A 20,736-nucleotide genomic window follows, 5' to 3' on the forward strand; every position below is an offset into this window, starting at 1 on the left:
GATGACGTCCTCCTTTTACATAGCTGAAAAGAGATCAAGTTGTCGTTTGATGACGTCGGCTTCGTTGAAATGTTTCATGGCACGGTCAAATCCGTTCCGTCCCATCTCGTTGGCACGGTCAGGATGTTCGACGAGTGTGTTCATCCGTTTGGCAAGCTTCGTGATATCGCGGACTTCGATGAGATAGCCTGTCTTCCCCTCGACGACTTCCTCACGACAGCCGCGGATGTTTGTCGCGATGACCGGTTTTGCGCTCGCCATCGCTTCGATGATTGATCGTGGTACGCCTTCACGATGCGACGGTAAGACGAAGGCATCGACTTGTTGGAACAAACCCGGTACGTCTTCGACGAATCCAAGGTAGTCGACGTTTGGAATCTCGCGGATCCGCCGTAAGAATAAGTGTTTCGTCGTCTGATCGCGCTCGCTTGCCATCATCTCACCGGCAATGACGAGACGGGCTTCCGGGTGACGATAGACGACATCCTCGAATGCATCGAGCAGTTCGAGAATTCCTTTCTCTTCGACGATCCGACCGATGAATAAGAACGTAAACGGAGCTCCGGCTTCACGTGGTCGTGGGTAGAAGCGGGTCAAGTCGATTCCATTTCCGAGATGCATCAGCCGGGTATTCGCTTTAAAGCGTTTGCGCTGGGCGAGTTGATAATCTTCCTCGCTTTGAAGGAGCAGATAATCGGTCGCGAGACGTGCCAACCACTTTTCGACTGAATACGTTAGCTGATACGTCATCCGCCCCATCTTCTCGTGGAAGTAAAAACCGTGTGCCGTATAGACGATATGCTTCGTGCCGGCACGTTTGGCGGCGACCCGTCCAAGGGCAGCGGCGACTGGTGTGTGGACATGGACGGCGTCGTAACCATCCTCTTTCAAGATTCGCGTGATTTCACGGATCGTCCGCCAGTTACTCGTCCAGTCGATTCGCCGCTCGATCGGAATGTCATGCATCCGGAATCCCTTTGCTGCCAGTTTCACCGAGGCACCCGTGTCGGCACAGGCGATGCCGACGTCGTGCCCCGCATTTTGCAAAGCGAGTAAGAGCGGCTGCAACATCGTCTCTGCCGTCGTATCGAGAGCACAGACTTGAAGGATTTTTAGAGGCGCCATACGTGGACCCCCTCCGGTTGTTCTGCTCGTGGCAACATGCCTTTGATGTCGACGACGATGCCGCGACCGACCTTCAGTAAGTGTTGTGCCAGATTCCAACCACCTTCAACGTATTCTTCGTGTGAGACGGCAAAGATGACGACGTCGGCTGGTTTGAGTTCACTCATCTCGAGTAAGTCGATCCCGTACTCACGTTTTGCCTCACTCTTTTCGACGAGTCGGTCCGTCACTTGGACGTCGATTCCGAACTCTTCGATTTCATGAACGAGGTTCGCAACTTTCGAGTTGCGGATGTCGCTGACGTTTTCTTTGAACGATAATCCAAGAATTGTGACCCGGGCGCCGAGCACCGGCATGTTCTGTTTGATCAAGTTCTTAACGAGCGCTGTTGCGATGAAACGCCCCATCGTATCGTTGATCCGGCGACCGGCAAGGATGACTTCCGGATGGTATCCAAGTGACTCCGCCTTCATCGTCAGATAGAACGGATCGACACCGATACAGTGACCACCGACGAGACCCGGACGGAACGGGAGGAAGTTCCATTTCGTACCGGCTGCTTCGAGGACTTCGAGCGTATCGATGTTCATCCGGTCGAAGATGATTGCGAGTTCGTTCATCAAGGCGATGTTGAGGTCGCGTTGTGTGTTTTCGATGATTTTTGCTGCTTCCGCGACCTTGATCGATGAGGCACGGTGGACACCGGCTTCGACGACGGCTTCATAAACTTCCGCGACGATATCCAGTGTCTGTTCATCTTGGGCGGAGACGATTTTTTTAATCGTTTTAAACGTGTGCTCATGGTCACCCGGGTTGATTCGCTCCGGTGAGTAGCCGACGAAGAAGTCGACACCAGCGCATAAGCCGGACGCTTCTTCAAGAACCGGGATACAATCTTCTTCCGTAGCTCCTGGGTAGACGGTCGACTCGTAGACGACGATGTCGCCTTTATTGAGCTGGCGACCCACGAGGTGCGACGCTCGTAAGAGTGGTGTCAGGTCCGGCTGGTTCTGTGCATTGATCGGGGTCGGAACGGCGATGATGATGAAGTCGCTCGCCTGCAGTGCCGATGGATCTGAGACATAATCGACGGTTGCGTTCTTCAACGTGAAGGGACTCAGTTCGAGTGTCGCGTCGATGCCTTCTTGAAGTTCTTGAATTCGTTGTTCCTTGATGTCAAAGCCGATCACGCCCGTCTTTTCACCGAACGCGACGGCAACGGGAAGTCCGACGTAGCCGAGTCCGACGACGGCAATCGAACGGTTGGCAATGGGAAGTGCACCAGTATGGGCTGCTGTCGTATCTACGATGTGTTTGACTGCCTTGTTCATGTTGGGTTCCTCCTATTTCATCGACTGTTTGACGATCAACGTTTTTCCGTTTGGCTCTTGTTTGACGTGTTCGACTGGTTCAAGGACGATTTTCATGTCGGAGCCGAGTAACTTGCGCATCTCGTTCAAGAGAATCTGTTCGTGTCTTGGCTGGAATCGCTTGACGTCCGGAATATAGCGAAGCGTCACATGATTCAACGCGTGCTGCTCGACTTGGAGCCGTAAGACTGAGTTTGGCAGTTCCCGTGCGATGGTCGTGATATCTCCTTCGAAGACTTTGCCGCGCTTCTCACTGACGATGTAGCTCGTTCCCCGTCCGTCGATCGAAGCGATGACGGGACCATTCAAGCCGCAAGTGCATGTCTCGTCACTAAGTGTCATCCGATCACCAATCCGGTAGCGAATCAGCGGTGTTCCGCGTGTCGTAAAACAGGTGACGATGACTTCTCCGTCCTCTCCATACGGTTCGATGATGCCGGTTTCGTAATGCAGATGCAGTTTATGATGGCGGCACTCCGAGATGATGGGTGCTCCTTCTGAGGAACCGTACTGATCGAAGACCGGGACACCGAACGCTTCCTCAAGAATGGAGCGCATCTCCTCCGTCACTGTTTCGGATGTCGGAAAAATAGCGATCAGTGGAATATCTAGTCGAATATGGTGTTTTAGCATGTAGTGAGCGATTTCGACCATCGCCGTCGGTGTTCCGTCGAGTGCTCGCGGTTGAAAACGATTCAGTTCTTCGAGATAGGCCAGGAAGTTCTCTTCTTTCAAATGAAAAATCGAGAGTAATAACTGATTGAGTGGTCGATTCATCCGCCAGAAGATGGGTTTCGTCTGATCGACGGCTGTCAGCGTCCGCCCGGTAAAGCTTGCCCGACGCATCCCGGCACGGAAGCCATGAAGTTCCTTGAAGTAATCAAGGTGTGCCATCCGTTCCTGAACATCCTCTCGCATGAAGGCGACTTGGAGTGACTTTCCGCTCGTTCCTCCTGTCCGTCCTCGGACCGGCGCATCGACACGGGACATGAATGCATCATTGTTTTGGCGAAGCGTCTCTTTTTCAAGGATCGGAATCGTCTTCAGCTGCTCAAGTGACGTAAACGGTAACTGGATATCATGTTCGTGAAAGAGTTGTCTGTAATACGGTGTATGCGCCACAACAAACGCGAGAAAGGCATTCAGACGTTCGAGCTGTTCCGCTTGGTAATCCCGCGTCCGGTCCTTCATCCGGAGCTCCTTCATCTTTTGCTCATAGAAGCGACCGTAGCGTTCTTGCATCAACTTCCGACCGTATAACGAGGTCAGCCAATTTTGGATGAAAATTGGAGAGCGATAGTAGATATTCTCTTTAAGCGCCATCTTGGATTTCCTCCTTCATCAAGTAATGGCTCTCGTACCAGTCGATGAATGCATGGACACCAGCTTCGACCGTCGTCTGTGGTCGGTAGCCGATTGTCTCGAATAGTGAGGAGACATCGGCGAAACTTTCCGGGACGTCACCCGGCTGTAACGGCATCCCGTTCTTGATCGCCGTCTTACCGAGGCGTCGTTCAATCAAGGCGACGAATTCACTTAAGCGAATCGGGCTATGACTACCGATGTTGTAGACGCGATACGGGACGTTGCTACGATCCGGTAAGGGATTTGACGCGTCAAACGTCGCGTCGACTTCCGGTTCAGTCTGGAACAGACGATAGATGCTTTCGATGATATCGTCGACGTAGGTGAAGTCTCGTCCCATCTCGCCGTAGTTGTAGAGATCGATTGGTTCGCCCTTCGCAATTGCCTCCGTGAATTTGAACAGTGCCATATCCGGGCGCCCCCATGGACCGTAGACGCTAAAGAAGCGAAGCCCTGTCGTCTTGATGCCGTAAAGGCTGCTATACGTGTGCGCCATCAGTTCGTTCGCTTTTTTCGAGGCGGCGTAAAGACTTAGCGGATGGTCGACGGCATCCGTCGTCGCGAATGGCATCTTCGTATTCGATCCATAGACGGAACTCGAAGAAGCGTAGATCAACTGCTCGACGGGATGATGGCGGCAGGCTTCTAGAATCGAGAGAAAACCGACGATGTTGGATGTCATGTAGACATCGGGTCGGTCGATGCTATAGCGTACGCCTGCTTGTGCTGCCAGATGCAGAACGAGATCGATTGATTCTTGTTCAAAGATTCGCGCGACGACTTCCGTCTCTTCGAGTGAGACCCGGTAAAATGTATAATTCGTGCCGAGTTCAGCGAGCCGGGCTTCTTTTAACGTCGGGTCGTAATAGTCGTTCACTTCATCGAGTCCGATGACCCGGTAACCCTCCCGGATGAAACGGCGTGCGGCATGAAATCCAATGAAGCCTGCGATACCAGTGATTAAGATCGTTTTATTCGGCACGGTGTTCGACCTCCTCGAAGTAGTGGCGCGCTTGCAGGCGCATGTAGTGAACGGATGTATAGACGATGAGTAACATCGGGAACAACTTATACCGGTGTCGAATGGCCGTTCCGACGTTGCCGGTTCCAAGACCGAAGATCAACGCGTTGAGTGCAAAAAGAAGGAAAAAGAAGAAGAGGACGCTGCCGAACGGATGCTGACGAATCAGTTTGAACGACCGAATGATGGCAAAACAACCGATGAAGTAGAAGATGGCGTCAAGGAAGAAAATCAGGATGTTCATGACACTCGACCATTGCCACGGGAATGGTGAGAACAGGAAGTAGATCATCCGGATCGGTGAGTAGAGAATCATGTCGCCTGGACCTGTCACCGTCAATCCATTCAAGTAAGCGGAGCCGCCACGGTCATAGCTCATCCCGCTGAACAACTGTCCGTTTTCCGATACGTGGGTGAACTTCGCGAACAAGACGTCTTGGAAGCTGTAGACGATGAAGCCGACGACGAGTACTTGGAAAATCAGTCGCTGTACCTTCGTCGGTTCAAAGTCCATGCGTCGTGTCTCATGGCTATAAAACGAGAAGTAGACGAGTAAGACGACGATTCCAACGGCAAGACCGGAGTGGAACATCGTACTGACGAAGTAGCCGAGATACGCGAGAACCATATGTCTGCTGGACTTCTCTTCCGTCCAGCGGACCATGTAATAAAGCGTATAGACGATTCCAAGGGCGACGATCTGATCCCGTAAGAGAATCGGTGAGAGCAACAATCCTTGCGGGAAGAACGCGAAGATGAGTGTTGCACCGAAGACGTATCGTTCCGGTAAACGTAATCGCTGTAATGTCTTTGCTAGAATGACTACGGCGACGACGCCAAGGATGACGTTGAAGAACTGAGCTAGGATTCGTTCCGGTCCGAACATTAGATAGAAGATTCCTAGAAACTTGGAATAGGTGCCGCGGACGACATCATTGAAGGTCGACGGGTCGGTGAAGATTTGGACGCCTTCGAGATGAAAGGCTTCCGTATCGTCCCCACTGTGCGGTGGTAAGCGGAACAATTCGAGATCGATGAACATCAAAACCAATCGGACGAAGAAAGCGGTGATGAAGACAAGATAAAGCGGCGTCGTCTCGGCTTGGCGGAGTAGATAATAAAGAAACAGCACCGAGTTGATGAGCAGCAAGGCGGTCACGTACGTGTCCGGGAAGAGCGACCGGGCGAATTGACAAACGAGCGCTTCAATGACGATGAGTAAGAGAATGGGTCGCATCTTCTTCCCTCCTTAACTGCTTTGTTCGACGACGAGGGTGACGTTTCGTGGATACAAGGAGCGATAGAGCGCGGGTAACAGTAAGACAATCTGAGTGACCGCGCAAAGGGTGTATGCAATCGTCGCCCCGTATAGTCCGTACAACGGAATCAAGAGGCTACAAGCGACGAGATTGACGACGACACTGCCGAAGATCGAGAGTGTCTGGATTCGAAACTGCTGGAAGCCGGTCAGTAGTGCCTGAATGACGGTCGAATTATAGAAGAACAACGACGCGACCATCATCAAGACGAAAATCAGATGATATTTGACGAACGACGTATTGTAGAAAATCGTCAAACCCCACTTTCCGAAGAAGATTGCTCCAAGAATCAGGAGGATCCCGACAATGTTCGTCATCAGTAACATCGACCGTGTCAGCTTGCGCAGTTCCGGTAAACTTTGGCGTTCTCCAGTCTCTGACGAGAAGTTCGGCAATAAGACAGCAATCAAGGAGTGGATGAACAGACTACCGAGTACGAGTAGATAGGCAATGCTTGCATAATATCCGAGCTCTTCCGTTCCGATCGCATGTCCAACGAATAATCGTGGGATGTTTGCGTTCAAGGCGATCAGGAGAGCGACGAACCCGAGTGGCATCGCTTTAAGGAACAGCTCCTTACCGGATCGATATCGTAAGTCGAGCGCTTGATTGTCAAAACCACGACCGACCCGGCGAATCGTCGGGAGATCGTAGACGAGTAACATGATCAAGTTACCAGTGATCAAGGCGATGACGAATCCCTGGATCGAATGGGTCGTAAAGAGGACGAGTGCTGCGCCTGAGACATTCAGGAGACTGCGAAAAATCTTCGAGATGGCAACTTCCTTGAAGGCAGTGTGTCCCTGTAAGAAGCCGTATCCGAGATCAGCGAACGACTCCATGTATTTATTGAGATAGACGAGTAACGTCAGCAGTAAGATGTTCGCTTCACCGAAGAAATAATAGACACCAAGGAGGACGAAAACACCTGCCGAGAGGAGCGAAAAACGGGTCTTGATGAAGAGCCAGAAGTTCGTCAGTCCAGCCCGTTCTGCCGTCAGGATCGTACTGGCATTCAGCCAACAGAACATGACGATTGGTGCAGTGATGGCAAGGGCATAATTGAAGTAGCCGATATTGAGCGGCGTACTCCATTTGATCAGGAGCGTCAAAATCATCCATTGATGCAACGAATATGCTGTATCCGCAATGAAGATGAGATTGAAGCGAGACAGCCGGACCGTTTTCATCGTTCTCCCCCTCTCTATTTACGAGCGATCCGCATCGTTGGTGCGACTGGATCGGCATCGGTCTCGTTCGTCGCTTCTAATAAATACTGGCGAAGTGTATCATCCCGATCGAGCGCTTGGGCGATCTCACGCAAGTACGGATCGACGGAGCCGAAGGGGCGTGTCTTTCCGACGAGGATCTTATCGAAGACGAGTTCGTCATGCACCTCATCACGAGCGAGCAGTTCCTCGTAGAGTTTCTCCCCTTTTCGAATCCCGCTGTAGACGATCGGGATCTGTTCTTCTGTAAATCCACTCAAGTGAATCAAGTTTTTCGCAAGTGTCGTAATGTGGACCGGTTCACCCATATCAAGGACGAACACTTCGCCTCCTTTTGCGAGGACACTCGCTTGAATGACGAGACGACTCGCTTCCGGAATCGTCATGAAGTAACGTGTCATCCGGGGATCGGTGATCGTGATCGGTCCACCTTTCGCGATTTGTTCCTTGAAAAGTGGGATGACGGAACCGCGGCTTCCGAGGACGTTGCCGAACCGGACGACGGCGAACGTCGTTTCGCTATTTCTTGCCATCTGTTGGATGACCATCTCAGCGATTCGTTTCGTCGCGCCCATCACGCTCGTCGGGTTGACTGCCTTATCGGTCGAGATCATGACGAAGCGTTTGACTCCAGCCGCTTCTGCTGCTCGGGCGACGTTACGTGTTCCGTAGATATTATTCTTGACGGCTTCGCTCGGATTATCCTCCATCAGCGGGACGTGCTTATGGGCTGCCGCATGATAGACGAGGTCCGGTTCGAAGCGTCGCATGACTTCAAGCATCCGGTCACTGTCCTGTACATCGGCGATGACGGATTCGAACTGGATGTCCTGGCTGAGACACTCGAGTTCCCGGCGAATCAGGTAGATACTGTTTTCACCGTGTCCGAGAAGAACAAGTCGTTCAGGACGAAAACGAATCAGTTGCCGGCAAATCTCGGAACCGATTGATCCACCGGCACCGGTGACGAGGACCGTCGCTCCATGCACGCTTCGTTCGATTTCCGTGATATCAAGCTCGACTGGTTCCCGTCCGAGTAAATCAGCGATTGAGACTTCACGGATTTGTTGAATCGAGACCTTACCGGAAGCGAGTTCGACGAGCATCGGTAACGTATGCGCCTCGACTTGCGTCTGTTTAATTCGATTCAACAGTTCGATTCGTCGCGGATACGATAAGGACGGGATTGCGAGGACGACCGCTTCAATCTTTTGTTCCTCGATGATGCATTCAAGTTGCTCGATCGCTCCGATGACAGGAACACCGTGAATTCGCATCCCGCGTAGTTCAAGCGAGTCATCGAGTAATCCGACGACGTTTAAGATATGCGATTTCTTTTGTTTCAGTTCTTTCGTGATCATCTGTCCGGAAGCTCCGGCACCGATGATTAGCGTCCGTTTGCCGAGCGTCTTATGCTCCGGAACGAGTCTGAGACTACGTCCACGAATTAACAACCGGACGAATAAGACACCGTTCAAGACGAGTCCTGTCTGTAAGAAGATCGCCCGTTCGACCGCAAAGTCGAACAACGCATATTCAAGACCAAGTAAAACGAAACTGCTGGCAAGGACGACGACGAGGAGAACGGCGAGATCACGTAAACTCGCGTAGCGCCAGATGATTTGATAGAAACGCATCCAATGAGCGACGAAGGTGAGGGCAATCCACTGTATGAGTGCGATTTCGAGCGCATCCTGTAACTCGAAATTGACGGTGAGATGGAGCGGATTAAAGAAGTAGAACGTTACTACGGTTGCGAGTGCGATGACTCCGGCGTCGATCAGGCGAAGGAGTCCAATCTTCAACTGCCGACGATACGGGGTAAGCGGGGAATGCTGCATGATGGTGTCTCCTCTCCTCTCTCATGAGTGCGTCCGGGGAATGACTTTCGGATAACTGTCGGTCGCTTCACGTGTCACTTCTTTTTTGCTTAACGAGCGCGAATAGACGATCAGGAGTCCGAGCATTAAACCAAGGACACCACCGATTCCCGTATTCATCAAAATGTTCGGGGATACGGGCTTCGTTGGAATTCGTGCACTGGAGAAGACTTCCGTCTTACTCGTGTTAATCAGTTGCGGGAGATAATCCTGGAAGACTTCCGTCATCGTATTTGCCTGAATGGCTGCCTGCTCCGCTGAACGATCCGTGATGGATAAGGCGATGACTTGCGAATCGAGATTGCTCGAGACCGTCAGACGATCCGTCAAATCGAATAATCGCTTGTCGGTGACGTTCATCTTTTGGGCGACCTGATCGACGACCTCTGGGCTTCGCAAGATATCTTGATAGGTACTGACGAGTGTCGGCGTCGATGTCGCCTCTGCGTTTGCTTGAGGAACGACGAGGATGTAGGCCGTCGCTTCATATGTCTTCGGAATGACATACGTGCTGAGTGCATATCCGGCACCTGCGAAGAGCATCGTGAAGAGTGCCAGTAGCCACCAGCCGCGTCGGAGTGTCGTCAGATGATCTCCAAAGGTTTTTCTTTGATGCATCGAGCTCACTGTTGTTCACCTCTTTCTAGCTTGACCGAATGGATGGACATTGGTTATGTCTACACCTTATTTCCAATCGAATTCCAAAACAATTAGAGCTTGGTGAAAATGATTATATTTTTTTCGGTAGCTATCTCGTTTGCGTGACGCGAGTTCACAGCAGGAATTCATGTCACAAAAAAAACGCGATTCACGAAAAAATGATTGCGTTTTTCTTAATATTTTTTCATTGGTATGCATGATTTTTTAAAAGATGAGGGTAAATACAAATTTGACGATTAAAAAGTATTTGAATCGGTAATAAGTCCTATATGAAGGGTGGATAGTCTTTAGAAATCATGTTAAAATCAGCCAATATACCCACATCGTTTGCCTTATCCATCCTAGTCATTTGGATCATGCTCGATGCTTGGATTCGTCCTCTATCCTTTACGGACGAAGTGTTACCGAAACAGTGGTCACTTTGGTTGCTTCCTGCCTACATCGTTCTGTTCAGCGTCTGTTGGTTCATCTTACGACCGTTCTATCGCGTCAATCGCACAACTGGACATCAAATCGGATTTATTTTTCTGATTTATCTGACATTTCATATCGTATTTTTCTTTTTTAACGCGAATACGGATCGTGTCCTTGCTTCGCTTTACCTCATTTCGACTTGGCTTTTCGTCGGCATCGTCTCTTCGCTCTCACGTACATCGATCGATCAATGGCATCGTCTTCTGTATTACTTCCTTTACGGACAAGCCGTCTTTCTCGCTTCCTACGCACTCATCGTCTCGTTTGGCACAGAGTATGTTCCGGTCGAAAACCTACAATGGCTTCGAATCGGTCCTTTGTCGTTTCCTCAGCTGTATGTCGGAGAGCAAGGTTCATTCCTTCGCCTTGCTGGACTGATGAACAATCCGAATACGTTCGCAGCGTGGCTCGTTCCGGGAGGACTGCTTGCTTGGGTCTATCTACTGCGACAGTTTCCACGTTGGCAAAGTCTTCTGCACGCTGTTTTCTTACTCCTGATCGTCATTGCTTTGCTAAGGAGCGGTTCGCAGACAGGAATCTACTCCTTCGTCCTCCTGGCACTCTTGACGAGTATTCGAATGGTTCCGGGAACGAGACGCCGGATGCAGGTAGCTGCCTGTTATGTGACAGGAAGCCTGATCTTATGTGCCGTCTTCGCATTTCAAGGTCTGCTTCCCCGTCTTCTCAGTCTTAACGGACGATTTACGCTTTGGCAAGCAGGATGGCACGCTTCCGCTGACGCGCTCTGGTTCGGTCACGGGATTGGAAGTGCCCCACGTGGACTGCAGGAACAACTCGGGGAACGGATTCTTTATACATTTCACAGCACACCGATCACGTTTCTCTACGAATTCGGTCTCATCGGTTGTCTGCTGTACGGTGCAGTCTTTCTGTATCTGTTTTATCGACTGCTTCGCATTCAGACGACGGATCTCGCTTTCCTCGCGCTCTTGCTAGCCAGCTGGCTCGGGTTACTCCAATTCACGGAAAGTGTTCTCGTCAGACCGAGTGGATTTTATTTCATTTGGCTCAGCCTTCTTGCTTATGCGTCGCTTCGTCGACTTCCACCTCACGACAGTACCCACACCTAGACGCACCTACACGAAAGGGGTATGACATCATGAAGAAATGGACAGAACAACAAGTCATCGATAGCCTGATCGAAGCTAGTATCGAATATCCCTCTCTCGACGCAAAGACATATGCGCGCTGGTCGGCCGGAAAAGACATTCCATCGATCACGACGATTATCAATGTATTCGGCTCTTGGCGTGAAGCACTCCAAGCTGCTGGTCTCTCATCGATCCGTCCGTATTTTTCAGATGAAGAGATTCTTACTTTCATCAAGGAAGCATCGACACGTTTACATCCCTTCCATAGTAATAGCTACCGGGAGTGGGCAAAAGCCAAACACGGACCATCCTTGACGCTGATCAACTTACGTTTCGGTTCTTGGTCACGTGCGCTTGAAGAAGCACAGATCGAGATGACACGCTCCATCTCGATGACGGAAGAACGGATCATCACTGCTTTACTTGAAGCTTCCGATGTCCTTTCGCGTCTGACAACACAGACGTATGCGATTTGGGCACAGGAAAATGGACATCCGACAGTCGCGACGATTGCCCGTAAATATGGTTCGTGGGCAGATGCTCTCGCTTGCCTTGACATCGCTCCACCTCGCCGGAAATGGGTCGAAGAAGACGTCCTTGAAGCACTGCGGCAGGCACAAGAAGAATTACCTTCTCTCAGCATCATCCATTACCGAAAATGGGCAGAAGGTCGCTCGGTTCCGAGCACCTCGACGATCAACGCCCTCTTCGGCAGCTGGACCTCCGCCGTGCAATGCCTCAAGCGTGCACGCGTTTCTCTTTCCTAATCCTTTTCTTCCATCTAAAAAAGAGTGACCCGGTACGTTACCGGATCACTCCTTTTTCGTGCGTATCATGATTTTTCGATCTGCTCAAGTAGAGATGCCGGCAATAGTGTCACCGTATCGTGCTTCAACAAATAGATGTCTTCCGTATACGCCCCGATTCGTCGAGGATTGCGTTGCCCGTGGAGATTGTTTCGGATCGCTTTCGGAAAATTGACCCCACATTCATAGGCATGAAGATACCCCCCACCAAATCGTGGATTGATTTCCGATAAGTAGAGCGTTCCGTCAACATCGAACAGATCAAAATCTAGTGGACCGACGAGACGAGTTCCCGCTAAGACCTGCTCAATCAATTCAAAGACGTCGTCGCGTTTGACGGAGCGACTCTTATCCGTTTCTCCTGCGCGCATGACGAGTTTCTCCTTAATGAAGATATCCGTCACTTCATGCGTCAGCCAATCGACATACACATCAACGCCAAGTTCTTGTCCTCTTAAGTATTCCTGAATCAATAAATTCGGATGGACAGCGAACAATCCTTCGACGACCTGAAGGGAGGAGACAACCTGGACATGAAGACTAGCACTGCCGTTACGTGGTTTTACGAAGACTGGAAATGCGACTTCCCCTTGCGCGAGCGCATTTTTAAATGCGTCGAGTGTCGCATATGTTCGTGCATGGGCAATCCCTTCCGTGACACAATACGTATACATAGCGTATTTATCAAAGCATAACTGGCACGCATCCATCGGTGAGACAAGGACCGTGACACCGATCGCTTCAAATCGTTCTGTTGCCGCTGCGAGCAACTCCAATTCGGGATCGATCAATGACAACAGCGCCGTTACGCCTTCCCGCTGACACAACTTCAGTAGATGATCGATATACCCCGGTGCGTCGATGCGCGGAACAAGATGATGACGTTCCGTCATATAAAGACCCGGTGCAAGTGGATTACAATCCGCAGTACTGACGCGACCGTCCGACATCTCACGGACGAAGTACTCGACCAGTTTCGTCCGGCGACCGACGCTTGTCATCAACAAATGGGAAGTCTTCATAGTGGCAATCTCCTTCGTTAAAAGTGATGCCTTTTCTTTTCGTGCCAGAAAGAAAGACTTCCTGCTTGGCGCTGTACTTTTTTCCTACGAACGAGCAGATAACATCCGATTCCGATCAATGCTCCGGTTCCATCGAGTAGCACATCTTGGACAAGACCAGTCCGGTCACCCGTTAAAATTTGATGAAACTCATCAAACACAGCGATGGTGATTGCTAATGAGTAAGCGAACAAGACGTCAAGACCCGGTGTCAAACGACGACGCGTCAAATCAATCAAGCCGATACCTAATACGAGAAACGTCGAGACGTGCGCTGCTTTACGAATGAAAAATTCAATGAATCCACTGCGTCCGAGCGCCGCTACACTGACTTCTCCATGATACGAGAAGGAGATGAATCGCAGATGATCGACGAATCCTAATGGGATATAGCGAGATAGACCAGGTTTGATCGATTGCTCCTGATAGGGCATCGAACTTGAGATGAAGAGGATCAATAGGACGGCAAGGACGACATAGCCGGACCAGGTGATTTTTTTCATGAAGACACTCCCTTATGTGATATCACTTTAGAATAGCACGGACAGAAACGATAGGCGATTATCTCCGAAAATCAATTTCTATTTTAACCCAGTTCATTTTTTTAGTTTCCTTGAAAAACGATATTTTACATTTATCAGGTTTCTTTTATAATGAAAGTGGTTAATTAGTACTATAAAGAATGAGCTGAAGAATAGGAGTGGAGTGCCATGAATCGTGCACTAGGTAAAAAAATCATGCAATTGCGCAAACAACACAAGTATACTCAAAAATTTTTAGGTGAACGGTGTGGTGAATCAGCAACGGACATTTCCGCTTACGAACGTGGTCAGCGCATTCCCTCTGCTCAAGTTTTGGAACGATTGGCTCTTGCTTTAGACACGACGATCATTGATCTCATCGATCCGAAGTATGTACAGCATCCTTCATTGAGTGAATTCATGCAACAAGCGCTTGAACCATCGCAACCGCTTGATCTAAAGCTCATTCTTGAAGATTTATTGGTTCATCTCAGTCTATCGAAGGAAATCTATTTTGATGGTCGACTCGTCTCATCACCTGTCCGGGATGAGATGGCAACGTCCATTGATCAAGCATTAAAGCGGGGTCTTTCTTCTATCGAAGCGTAAAAAAGAGATCAAAATCAGCTGATTTTGATCTCTTTTTTTATTCTGTTTGGACGATATGATCGATGTATAATTGATTGTCGTCATATGTTGCTTCTAATAACTGACGAAAAAACATATTTTCGCTTGTTTTCTCGGATACGAATACACGTGCGTAATGCTTATGCGCCTGCTCGAGTACAGTGAATTTCAAAGTACGGGCAGATGAAGAGAAAAACAATTGACGGCCGGGATAACCAAAGGCGTCCATCGCTTTCGATTCTTCTAAGAAATGAAAAGGTTCGTCTGGAAACAAGGTCTCAATGAACGATAGACAACTTTGTTGAAAGGTACTTCCGCTCTGATTTTCCATGATACATCCGGCTCCTCTTTCTTATGATGTACTTTGAATCGTGCAAAGGAAACTACTGTATCTCATTACCCAGTCTTTAGACCTATTCAAACCAATATATTACATATATTTTTTATTTTATTATTACATTATATTTTGCATTTATTGTTTTTCGAACTCCAATACCATCATTGTCTTTCCTTCATATAGAAATTGTCCATGATAACGCGATAACATCGCAAATTCAAACAGCGTTTTTGGTTCGTATAGATATTCGACCGCATAACTGACTTTTTCCTCTTGTCCGGATTTGAGATAAGCGTTGAACAAAAGACGCTCCCCATCGATGTGATAGCCATAGAAAAGTAATGTCTTTTGAAAGCGTCGTGTCGCAATCGGATGGACAATTGATTTCAGATGATCGATGCGATACAAGGACACGAGCAAGCGTCCGCTCGGTCGTAGCAACTGACGGATGTTGCGGAAGAACAACAGCAGTTCCCCACGCGTATAACGTAAAATCGTCGTTCCCGGTAAGATGATCCGGTCAAAATACTCAGGTCCGACGACGTCCGTCACGTCATGACTCCATCCATAAACCTTATGCTGATACGCCTCCGCGATTTGCTTCGTCCGCGAAGCTTCCGGTTCGATCAGATAAAGGTCATACCCCTCGTCCGATAAAAGATTAAAGAGGGATGGATCAAACGTTCCATGAAACAGGATCCGCTCTCCTTTTTGTAGATAACGTCGATAGAGCATCAACTCATCGACTTCATTTAACTGTTGTGCTTCTTGGTACAATCGACCAAATCGTTCATCTCCTTGGACATGATCGAGCACTTGGACGCGGGAGTAGCTACCTTTACGCAAAAACGGACCAAATAAGACCTCACCCATGATACATCAACTCCTTGTAATGCTGAATCGCTTCCGCATAGTCTGCGCCGAGTCGCTCTGGCAACACGTCGAATTGTTCCTTTTGATCCGCTTCTAAAATCCAGAGGAATGCTTCGTTCGTCTCGAACAGGCGTAACGTCGTTCGATCGAACGCAAAACACCCTTCCTCATTTTGAATGCCGATCAATGTTAACGGTCCAATCCGTCCAGACGTACGGGGTAATTCAAGATCCGAGTAAGGGGTGATGAAACGGCTCGTCCCTTTAAACGATCCTGCCAGTTGATACAACAACGGAAACAATTCCAGTTCCGTTTGCGACGCGAGCGCCTCCGGTTGAGATTGCTGTTCTCGAAGACATTCAATATCGCTTGAAATATCCGCACTCAACTGAATCGTTTTTTGTCGATCAGCGTAAATCCCATCCGCAAAAAAGAACAGGCGATGCGAGACGCGTAATCCGCTTAATGTCGCATAATCGAGAATCCCCATCGATTGATCGTTTTGAATGCACCCCGTTTGCTGCCAGTCTTGTAACCACTCGGCAAGTGCGTCGCGAGATAAAACCGTCAGCTGTGACGCAAGTGACGGAGATAAACTGTCTGAGAACGTCAACAAAATCGGAGTCCGACTCATCAGTTCGATGATTGGCAGATCGTGCCGCATCGGATGGTCAAAATAGATGACACTATTGATCGTCATCAATTGAAAACTGTCTACTGGAATCCGGTCCAACAATGAGCTGTCCTCGATATAGATATGACGCAGCGGTTGCGGATGGTGCGGCACGGATGCCGGATAGACACCCGTCATCAACGAAAGGAGAGCATGATGGACTGCTGGAACGGATGCCGAAACCCGTATCTCTTCCTGCGGTAAGAAGAGACCGTTCAGGAAATCCGGTTGACCGAACAGAACCTCCCCGTTCTGCCGGATCAAATGAAACTGGACGTGTAGCATCTCGTGTTGCAAATACGCGACGAGACGCAACGTACGCTCCCCTTCTCCTTGGAGGACGAAGACGTAGTGCTCATATTCCTGAAAATCCATGTAATCGAGTAAATCATGAAACGTATGCGTATCATAATCAAAGGCATCGATTGAAATACGATGTGCCTCACAAAAAGTCTGCATCGCGAGGGATGGCAAGGAACGTTGTAACCAGCCGTCTTGTTCCGATAAAAGTGATAATCCGATCATGTCCTCTCTCCTTTCTCTTCAAGTGATTGAAAAAAGGGCTTCATTCTCTACGATCCGAATGAAGTCCTTTTTTTGTGTATTAAGCCGATTTGATAGTTGCTTTTTGTTTCGTATTAGTCCGGTCCATTTCCCGATGAGCGAGGGGGGCGACGGAGACGGTAGCAGGATTGAGACACCAAGCGCAAGAAGTCATGTTACGTCGCGTTTCTTTTAATATGAGTGTCATGGTTGTACCCCTTTCTGAATCAAGTGAGATGGTCGTTGAAACATTGATACGAAATCAAGTAAATCAGTGGTATCCCGTTCCATTCGCTTCTATAATAGAAATTGGTACCCTGTACCAGTTCAATCTTCACGAAAGGACGAGGAGCCGATGGATCAATTCATGTCACCGCAAATCGGCTTAGCATTACGCCGACTGCGAAAGAAACATAATCTGACACAAAAAGATTTAGCAAACGGAATTTGCAGTCAAGCAGAGATCAGTAAGATCGAGAGTGGTACCCATTCACCAACGGTTGAGCTTCTCTTTGCACTATCTAAAAAACTACAAGTTCCTTTTTCTTCATTCTTTGATCATGCCAATTATCGTGAAGCGTTTTATCAATTAGATGAACAATTATTAAAAAAGTTTCGAAATAACGAATTTGATAAAATTTACTATGAGACCAAATCTAAGTTAGAGCAACCAAATATAGATGAAGAAGTCATATTGTTGCTTAACTACTATAATAGTATTTCAGCTCATAAGTTAAATATGACTGACTACAGAACTTGTATTGTAGTCTTACGTCAACTGTCTGAAAAATACTCTTCAATTTTTTATTCACCAAGTATGATAATTCGAATAAAATCAGCAATTGCGAATCTATATTCTGAAAATAAAAACTTCACTCATAGCAGGAAAGTTTATGAAGAATTAATTGATTTAGACTTTGAAAATGAAGAATTAGTTTTAGATCGTATTCGTATTTTATATAACTTCTCTAAAACACTTTTACAATTGAAAGAACCTAACTACGCTTTAAAAGTCATTGAAGAAGGCATTGAACAAAGTTTGAAATATAAAGACATGTCAATGCTTGGACAGCTTTATTATCAACAAGGCGCTTGTTTAGAGCGCTTTAATGCGCATGAACATCATCAACGAATAAAACTTTCATATCAGCGTGCTCTCGTTTTTTTCGATTTACTAAAGATGAAGGAATATCAGTATTTCATACTAGAAAACAAATCAGAATATCTAGTCTAAATTTTATGCTTTATTGCTAACGATTCTATATTCATATGGCAAATCTTTTGCTACTTGCTTTACAGAGTATTCATACGGTAAATCTTTCGCTACTCGTTTTACAGAATATTCATATGGCAAATCTTTTGCTACTTGCTTTACAGAGTATTCGTACGGTAAATCTTTTTTAGCAAATTGATTTTGATCATTTGTAAGGTTAGTATTCGCAACGCCGACACTCAATAGGAGTGCCCCTAATCCTATAACTATTTTGTTACTCAATTTCATATAGTTAACCTCCTATTATTTTTCGTATGGCTTCGTAACAACATCATATAACCTTAGACCCCCTCTGAATATTCGAATACGAATATTTATGGTATTTTACACATTATTTTCACTTTCTATTACTTTTGACGCGGGTCATATGTCCTGAATACTGCATTTTTTTTACAAATCATCCATCAATATGTCGAACTTGTGTATGAAAATAGATTTTTTTGAATATTCCATCATGATGAAATTTCCTAACAAACAAAAAAGAGAGCTAGTCCAACTCACACGAGTCGAACCAGCTCTCTTTATTTTGATGATCGTCGTAACGCGATGACATAAAATATACCGAGTATGAGAATCACACCTAGTAGTATCGAACTAATTGTCGTCCGAGTCGACGTATCCGGCATCCATATCCCAAGTCCTAAATTAATCGCTGCGATAATTAGGACGAGCCAAACGATCGTACGTGGTCGCATACCGATCTCCTTCCTGGTCTCCTCTGCCGTCCGCTCACCAAATATGCTATGGTGACAATAACAAAGGAGGTTCTGTTCATGAATAGACTTGCAGTATTTTGTGGTTCTAAAGATGGTGCGCATCCAGTCTTTCGCGAGGCTGCCGGGAAGCTTGGTCAAGCGCTCGCCGCACGCGACATCGGACTCGTATACGGCGGTTCCCGCGTTGGAACGATGGGAGCTGTCGCGGACGCTACGCTTGCGGCTCAAGGTCAAGCGATCGGTGTCCTCCCCCACTTTCTACAAGAGAAGGAATTAGCACACCCGGGACTGACTGAATTGCATCTCGTCCACTCAATGCACGAGCGGAAAGCAAAGATGTCAGAGCTTGCTGATGGCTTCATTATTCTTCCTGGCGGACCCGGAACGATGGAAGAGTTTTTCGAAGTCTTCACATGGGCTCAACTCGGTCTGCATGAAAAACCGTGTGGTGTACTCAACATTGACGGGTATTATGACCCCTTGATTGCCCTGTTCGACACGATGGAATGTCAAGGATTCTTGATTCCCGAACACCGAGCGATGCTGATCGTCGAATCGGATCCGGATCGTCTCTTAGAACGCTTCGCCACATATGAAGCGCCACGCGTCAAAACGTATATGGATCGCTCACAAACCTGATGAAAACGGAGTCCTCGACTCCGTTTTTTTTGATGAATTCGCATACTCTTCCGATATTTCTTCTCTCACTTACTAGTTTTCTCCACTCCGTTTCAGGATTCCTACTCTTTGGGCACAAAAAAACCAGATGCACAGAGGCATCTGGTAAAACGTTAGAAGAACTTCATGATTGCGTCGCTAAGATTCGTCAAAGACGGTGTCTCGTCAATGACCATCAAACTACCTGCTGCAATCGCGAGTAATCCGAGACCTGATAAAATCCAGCCAGGATGTTTTACGTTGACGTCAGCATCGACGTTTTCTTTTCCGGACCGCGCATTTGCTGCTTGTTCCTTCAAGCGATCGCGACGGTACTGATGTTGTTCCTCTTTTGACCATTTCTTATATTCTGCGAGGAACTTCTTATATTCTGGTAAGACATCCTTCGTCGTCCCGTCGAGTCGAACTTGACCGTATTCGAGCCAGACGACACGCTCACAGAAACTCTTGATTTGCGAGAGCGAGTGACTGACGAAGATGATGGTCTTGCCTTCGTCCTTGAATTCGTTCATCTTATCGATACAACGGTTATAGAAGGTTTGGTCACCGACCGATAATGCTTCATCGACGATCAAGATGTCGGCATCGACATTGACAGCGATTGCGAAGCCAAGTCGTGACTTCATCCCACTCGAGTATTTCTTGATTGGCTGATCAATGAAGTCACCGATATCCGCGAAATCGATGATTCCAGGCATCCGACGTTCGATTTCCGCATCGTCCATCCCAAGCAGGAGACATTTCAAGCGAATGTTCTCGCGTCCTGTCAGCACGTTCTTCAATCCTTGGGATACGGCGATGATCGCGACTTCTCCGTTGATCGCGACGTTTCCTTCGTTCGCGTAGATGATCCCTGAAATCAGGTTCGAGAGCGTCGATTTACCCGAACCGTTGATTCCGACGAGACCGACGACTTCTCCTTTTCCGATCTCAAGTGAGATATCGCGTAAAGCTGTAAATGTTTTAACGCTCTTGCTTTGATTTTTGAACAAGAGCTTGAATTTTTCTTTCGTAGTCGTGACCATGTCGAAGCGTTTCGTGACATGGTCGAGTTTAATCATAGACATGGCGAT

22 protein-coding genes are annotated in these 20,736 nt (G+C 48.1%); 5 read left to right on the top strand and 17 right to left on the bottom strand.

Annotated features, from left to right (window positions below):
- Positions 1-15: 15 nt before the first annotated feature.
- The 8 genes from BW42_RS09950 to BW42_RS09985 are packed head-to-tail and all read right to left on the bottom strand — an operon-like array spanning position 16 to position 9,927.
- Positions 16-1,125, bottom strand: coding sequence for a glycosyltransferase family 4 protein (locus BW42_RS09950; protein WP_035410382.1), 1,110 nt, complete (start codon positions 1,123-1,125; stop codon positions 16-18).
- A complete protein-coding gene (locus tag BW42_RS09955) occupies positions 1,113-2,456 on the bottom strand; it encodes a nucleotide sugar dehydrogenase (RefSeq protein ID WP_035410385.1) in 1,344 nt (447 codons plus the stop codon). The genes BW42_RS09950 and BW42_RS09955 overlap by 13 nt, the downstream gene beginning before the upstream one ends.
- A gap of 12 nt (positions 2,457-2,468) precedes the next feature.
- Positions 2,469-3,818, bottom strand: a complete 1,350-nt coding sequence (locus BW42_RS09960) for a phenylacetate--CoA ligase family protein (RefSeq protein ID WP_035410388.1) — start codon at positions 3,816-3,818, stop codon at positions 2,469-2,471.
- Positions 3,808-4,842, bottom strand: a complete 1,035-nt coding sequence (locus tag BW42_RS09965; RefSeq protein WP_035410391.1) for an NAD-dependent epimerase — start codon at positions 4,840-4,842, stop codon at positions 3,808-3,810. Before BW42_RS09965 ends, BW42_RS09960 begins: the two co-directional genes overlap by 11 nt.
- Positions 4,832-6,118, bottom strand: coding sequence for a glycosyltransferase family 39 protein (locus BW42_RS09970; RefSeq protein WP_035410394.1), 1,287 nt, complete (start codon positions 6,116-6,118; stop codon positions 4,832-4,834). Before BW42_RS09970 ends, BW42_RS09965 begins: the two co-directional genes overlap by 11 nt.
- A gap of 12 nt (positions 6,119-6,130) precedes the next feature.
- Complete coding sequence (locus tag BW42_RS09975; RefSeq protein ID WP_035410397.1) at positions 6,131-7,390, bottom strand: oligosaccharide flippase family protein; 1,260 nt, start codon at positions 7,388-7,390, stop codon at positions 6,131-6,133.
- A gap of 14 nt (positions 7,391-7,404) precedes the next feature.
- Entirely contained in the window at positions 7,405-9,270 is a 1,866-nt protein-coding gene (locus tag BW42_RS09980; protein ID WP_035410399.1) for a nucleoside-diphosphate sugar epimerase/dehydratase, read from the bottom strand.
- A 21-nt stretch (positions 9,271-9,291) separates the two neighbouring features.
- Complete coding sequence (locus BW42_RS09985) at positions 9,292-9,927, bottom strand: YveK family protein (protein ID WP_231496901.1); 636 nt, start codon at positions 9,925-9,927, stop codon at positions 9,292-9,294.
- A gap of 338 nt (positions 9,928-10,265) precedes the next feature.
- Between BW42_RS09985 and BW42_RS09990 the strand changes: the two genes are divergently transcribed.
- Positions 10,266-11,534 carry an O-antigen ligase gene (locus BW42_RS09990; protein WP_035410403.1) on the top strand — a complete coding sequence of 423 codons (1,269 nt, stop codon included), beginning with the start codon at positions 10,266-10,268 and terminating at the stop codon, positions 11,532-11,534.
- A gap of 29 nt (positions 11,535-11,563) precedes the next feature.
- Positions 11,564-12,322, top strand: coding sequence for a homing endonuclease associated repeat-containing protein (locus BW42_RS09995; RefSeq protein WP_035410407.1), 759 nt, complete (start codon positions 11,564-11,566; stop codon positions 12,320-12,322).
- A 65-nt stretch (positions 12,323-12,387) separates the two neighbouring features.
- On the opposite strand, the gene BW42_RS10000 is transcribed toward BW42_RS09995, so the two are convergent.
- Together BW42_RS10000 and BW42_RS10005 are read right to left on the bottom strand one after the other, a co-directional pair.
- On the bottom strand, positions 12,388-13,383 hold the full coding sequence (locus BW42_RS10000) for an ATP-grasp domain-containing protein (protein WP_035410409.1): 996 nt from the start codon (positions 13,381-13,383) through the stop codon (positions 12,388-12,390).
- 17 nt (positions 13,384-13,400) lie between these two features.
- Positions 13,401-13,925, bottom strand: a complete 525-nt coding sequence (locus BW42_RS10005) for a VanZ family protein (protein WP_035410411.1) — start codon at positions 13,923-13,925, stop codon at positions 13,401-13,403.
- Between the two features lie 207 nt (positions 13,926-14,132).
- On the opposite strand from BW42_RS10005, the gene BW42_RS10010 reads away from it, so the two are divergent.
- Positions 14,133-14,552 carry a helix-turn-helix domain-containing protein gene (locus BW42_RS10010; RefSeq protein ID WP_035410414.1) on the top strand — a complete coding sequence of 140 codons (420 nt, stop codon included), beginning with the start codon at positions 14,133-14,135 and terminating at the stop codon, positions 14,550-14,552.
- Positions 14,553-14,589: 37 nt separating this feature from the next.
- Here BW42_RS10010 and BW42_RS10015 read toward each other — a convergent pair whose 3' ends face one another.
- The 4 genes from BW42_RS10015 to BW42_RS16320 form a co-directional block, all read right to left on the bottom strand.
- Complete coding sequence (locus BW42_RS10015; protein ID WP_035410417.1) at positions 14,590-14,901, bottom strand: hypothetical protein; 312 nt, start codon at positions 14,899-14,901, stop codon at positions 14,590-14,592.
- 141 nt (positions 14,902-15,042) lie between these two features.
- Positions 15,043-15,780, bottom strand: a complete 738-nt coding sequence (locus BW42_RS10020) for a hypothetical protein (protein WP_035410420.1) — start codon at positions 15,778-15,780, stop codon at positions 15,043-15,045.
- Positions 15,773-16,978 carry a hypothetical protein gene (locus BW42_RS10025; protein WP_035410423.1) on the bottom strand — a complete coding sequence of 402 codons (1,206 nt, stop codon included), beginning with the start codon at positions 16,976-16,978 and terminating at the stop codon, positions 15,773-15,775. The genes BW42_RS10020 and BW42_RS10025 overlap by 8 nt, the downstream gene beginning before the upstream one ends.
- A 79-nt stretch (positions 16,979-17,057) precedes the next feature.
- The gene (locus BW42_RS16320; protein ID WP_155960184.1) at positions 17,058-17,204 is read right to left on the bottom strand and encodes a hypothetical protein; all 147 of its coding nucleotides are present in this window, start codon (positions 17,202-17,204) and stop codon (positions 17,058-17,060) included.
- A gap of 147 nt (positions 17,205-17,351) precedes the next feature.
- Between BW42_RS16320 and BW42_RS10030 the strand changes: the two genes are divergently transcribed.
- Positions 17,352-18,230 carry a helix-turn-helix domain-containing protein gene (locus tag BW42_RS10030; RefSeq protein ID WP_035410425.1) on the top strand — a complete coding sequence of 293 codons (879 nt, stop codon included), beginning with the start codon at positions 17,352-17,354 and terminating at the stop codon, positions 18,228-18,230.
- 3 nt (positions 18,231-18,233) lie between these two features.
- Here the strand turns inward: BW42_RS10030 and BW42_RS10035 are convergent, their stop codons facing one another.
- Complete coding sequence (locus BW42_RS10035) at positions 18,234-18,497, bottom strand: hypothetical protein (protein ID WP_035410428.1); 264 nt, start codon at positions 18,495-18,497, stop codon at positions 18,234-18,236.
- Positions 18,498-18,790: 293 nt separating this feature from the next.
- On the bottom strand, positions 18,791-18,964 hold the full coding sequence (locus BW42_RS16325; protein WP_155960186.1) for an LPXTG cell wall anchor domain-containing protein: 174 nt from the start codon (positions 18,962-18,964) through the stop codon (positions 18,791-18,793).
- 78 nt (positions 18,965-19,042) lie between these two features.
- Between BW42_RS16325 and BW42_RS10040 the strand changes: the two genes are divergently transcribed.
- A complete protein-coding gene (locus BW42_RS10040; protein WP_035410432.1) occupies positions 19,043-19,624 on the top strand; it encodes a TIGR00730 family Rossman fold protein in 582 nt (193 codons plus the stop codon).
- Positions 19,625-19,776: 152 nt separating this feature from the next.
- Here the strand turns inward: BW42_RS10040 and BW42_RS10045 are convergent, their stop codons facing one another.
- Entirely contained in the window at positions 19,777-20,730 is a 954-nt protein-coding gene (locus tag BW42_RS10045) for an ABC transporter ATP-binding protein (RefSeq protein WP_035410435.1), read from the bottom strand.
- Positions 20,731-20,736: the final 6 nt, after the last annotated feature.

It is taken from the genome of Exiguobacterium sp. RIT341, from assembly GCF_000632205.1.
In the GTDB taxonomy this organism is placed as follows: Bacteria; Bacillota; Bacilli; order Exiguobacteriales; family Exiguobacteriaceae; genus Exiguobacterium_A.

Coding starts and splice junctions, on each gene's coding strand:
- BW42_RS09950 (WP_035410382.1), bottom strand. CDS start 1,125: ATGGCGCCTCTAAAAATCCTTCAAGTCTGTGCTCTCGATACGACGGCA.
- BW42_RS09955 (WP_035410385.1), bottom strand. CDS start 2,456: ATGAACAAGGCAGTCAAACACATCGTAGATACGACAGCAGCCCATACT.
- BW42_RS09960 (WP_035410388.1), bottom strand. CDS start 3,818: ATGGCGCTTAAAGAGAATATCTACTATCGCTCTCCAATTTTCATCCAA.
- BW42_RS09970 (WP_035410394.1), bottom strand. CDS start 6,118: ATGCGACCCATTCTCTTACTCATCGTCATTGAAGCGCTCGTTTGTCAA.
- BW42_RS09975 (WP_035410397.1), bottom strand. CDS start 7,390: ATGAAAACGGTCCGGCTGTCTCGCTTCAATCTCATCTTCATTGCGGAT.
- BW42_RS09980 (WP_035410399.1), bottom strand. CDS start 9,270: ATGCAGCATTCCCCGCTTACCCCGTATCGTCGGCAGTTGAAGATTGGA.
- BW42_RS09985 (WP_231496901.1), bottom strand. CDS start 9,927: ATGCATCAAAGAAAAACCTTTGGAGATCATCTGACGACACTCCGACGC.
- BW42_RS09990 (WP_035410403.1), top strand. CDS start 10,266: ATGTTAAAATCAGCCAATATACCCACATCGTTTGCCTTATCCATCCTA.
- BW42_RS09995 (WP_035410407.1), top strand. CDS start 11,564: ATGAAGAAATGGACAGAACAACAAGTCATCGATAGCCTGATCGAAGCT.
- BW42_RS10000 (WP_035410409.1), bottom strand. CDS start 13,383: ATGAAGACTTCCCATTTGTTGATGACAAGCGTCGGTCGCCGGACGAAA.
- BW42_RS10005 (WP_035410411.1), bottom strand. CDS start 13,925: ATGAAAAAAATCACCTGGTCCGGCTATGTCGTCCTTGCCGTCCTATTG.
- BW42_RS10010 (WP_035410414.1), top strand. CDS start 14,133: ATGAATCGTGCACTAGGTAAAAAAATCATGCAATTGCGCAAACAACAC.
- BW42_RS10015 (WP_035410417.1), bottom strand. CDS start 14,901: ATGGAAAATCAGAGCGGAAGTACCTTTCAACAAAGTTGTCTATCGTTC.
- BW42_RS10020 (WP_035410420.1), bottom strand. CDS start 15,780: ATGGGTGAGGTCTTATTTGGTCCGTTTTTGCGTAAAGGTAGCTACTCC.
- BW42_RS10025 (WP_035410423.1), bottom strand. CDS start 16,978: ATGATCGGATTATCACTTTTATCGGAACAAGACGGCTGGTTACAACGT.
- BW42_RS16320 (WP_155960184.1), bottom strand. CDS start 17,204: ATGACACTCATATTAAAAGAAACGCGACGTAACATGACTTCTTGCGCT.
- BW42_RS10030 (WP_035410425.1), top strand. CDS start 17,352: ATGGATCAATTCATGTCACCGCAAATCGGCTTAGCATTACGCCGACTG.
- BW42_RS10035 (WP_035410428.1), bottom strand. CDS start 18,497: ATGAAATTGAGTAACAAAATAGTTATAGGATTAGGGGCACTCCTATTG.
- BW42_RS16325 (WP_155960186.1), bottom strand. CDS start 18,964: ATGCGACCACGTACGATCGTTTGGCTCGTCCTAATTATCGCAGCGATT.
- BW42_RS10040 (WP_035410432.1), top strand. CDS start 19,043: ATGAATAGACTTGCAGTATTTTGTGGTTCTAAAGATGGTGCGCATCCA.
- BW42_RS10045 (WP_035410435.1), bottom strand. CDS start 20,730: ATGTCTATGATTAAACTCGACCATGTCACGAAACGCTTCGACATGGTC.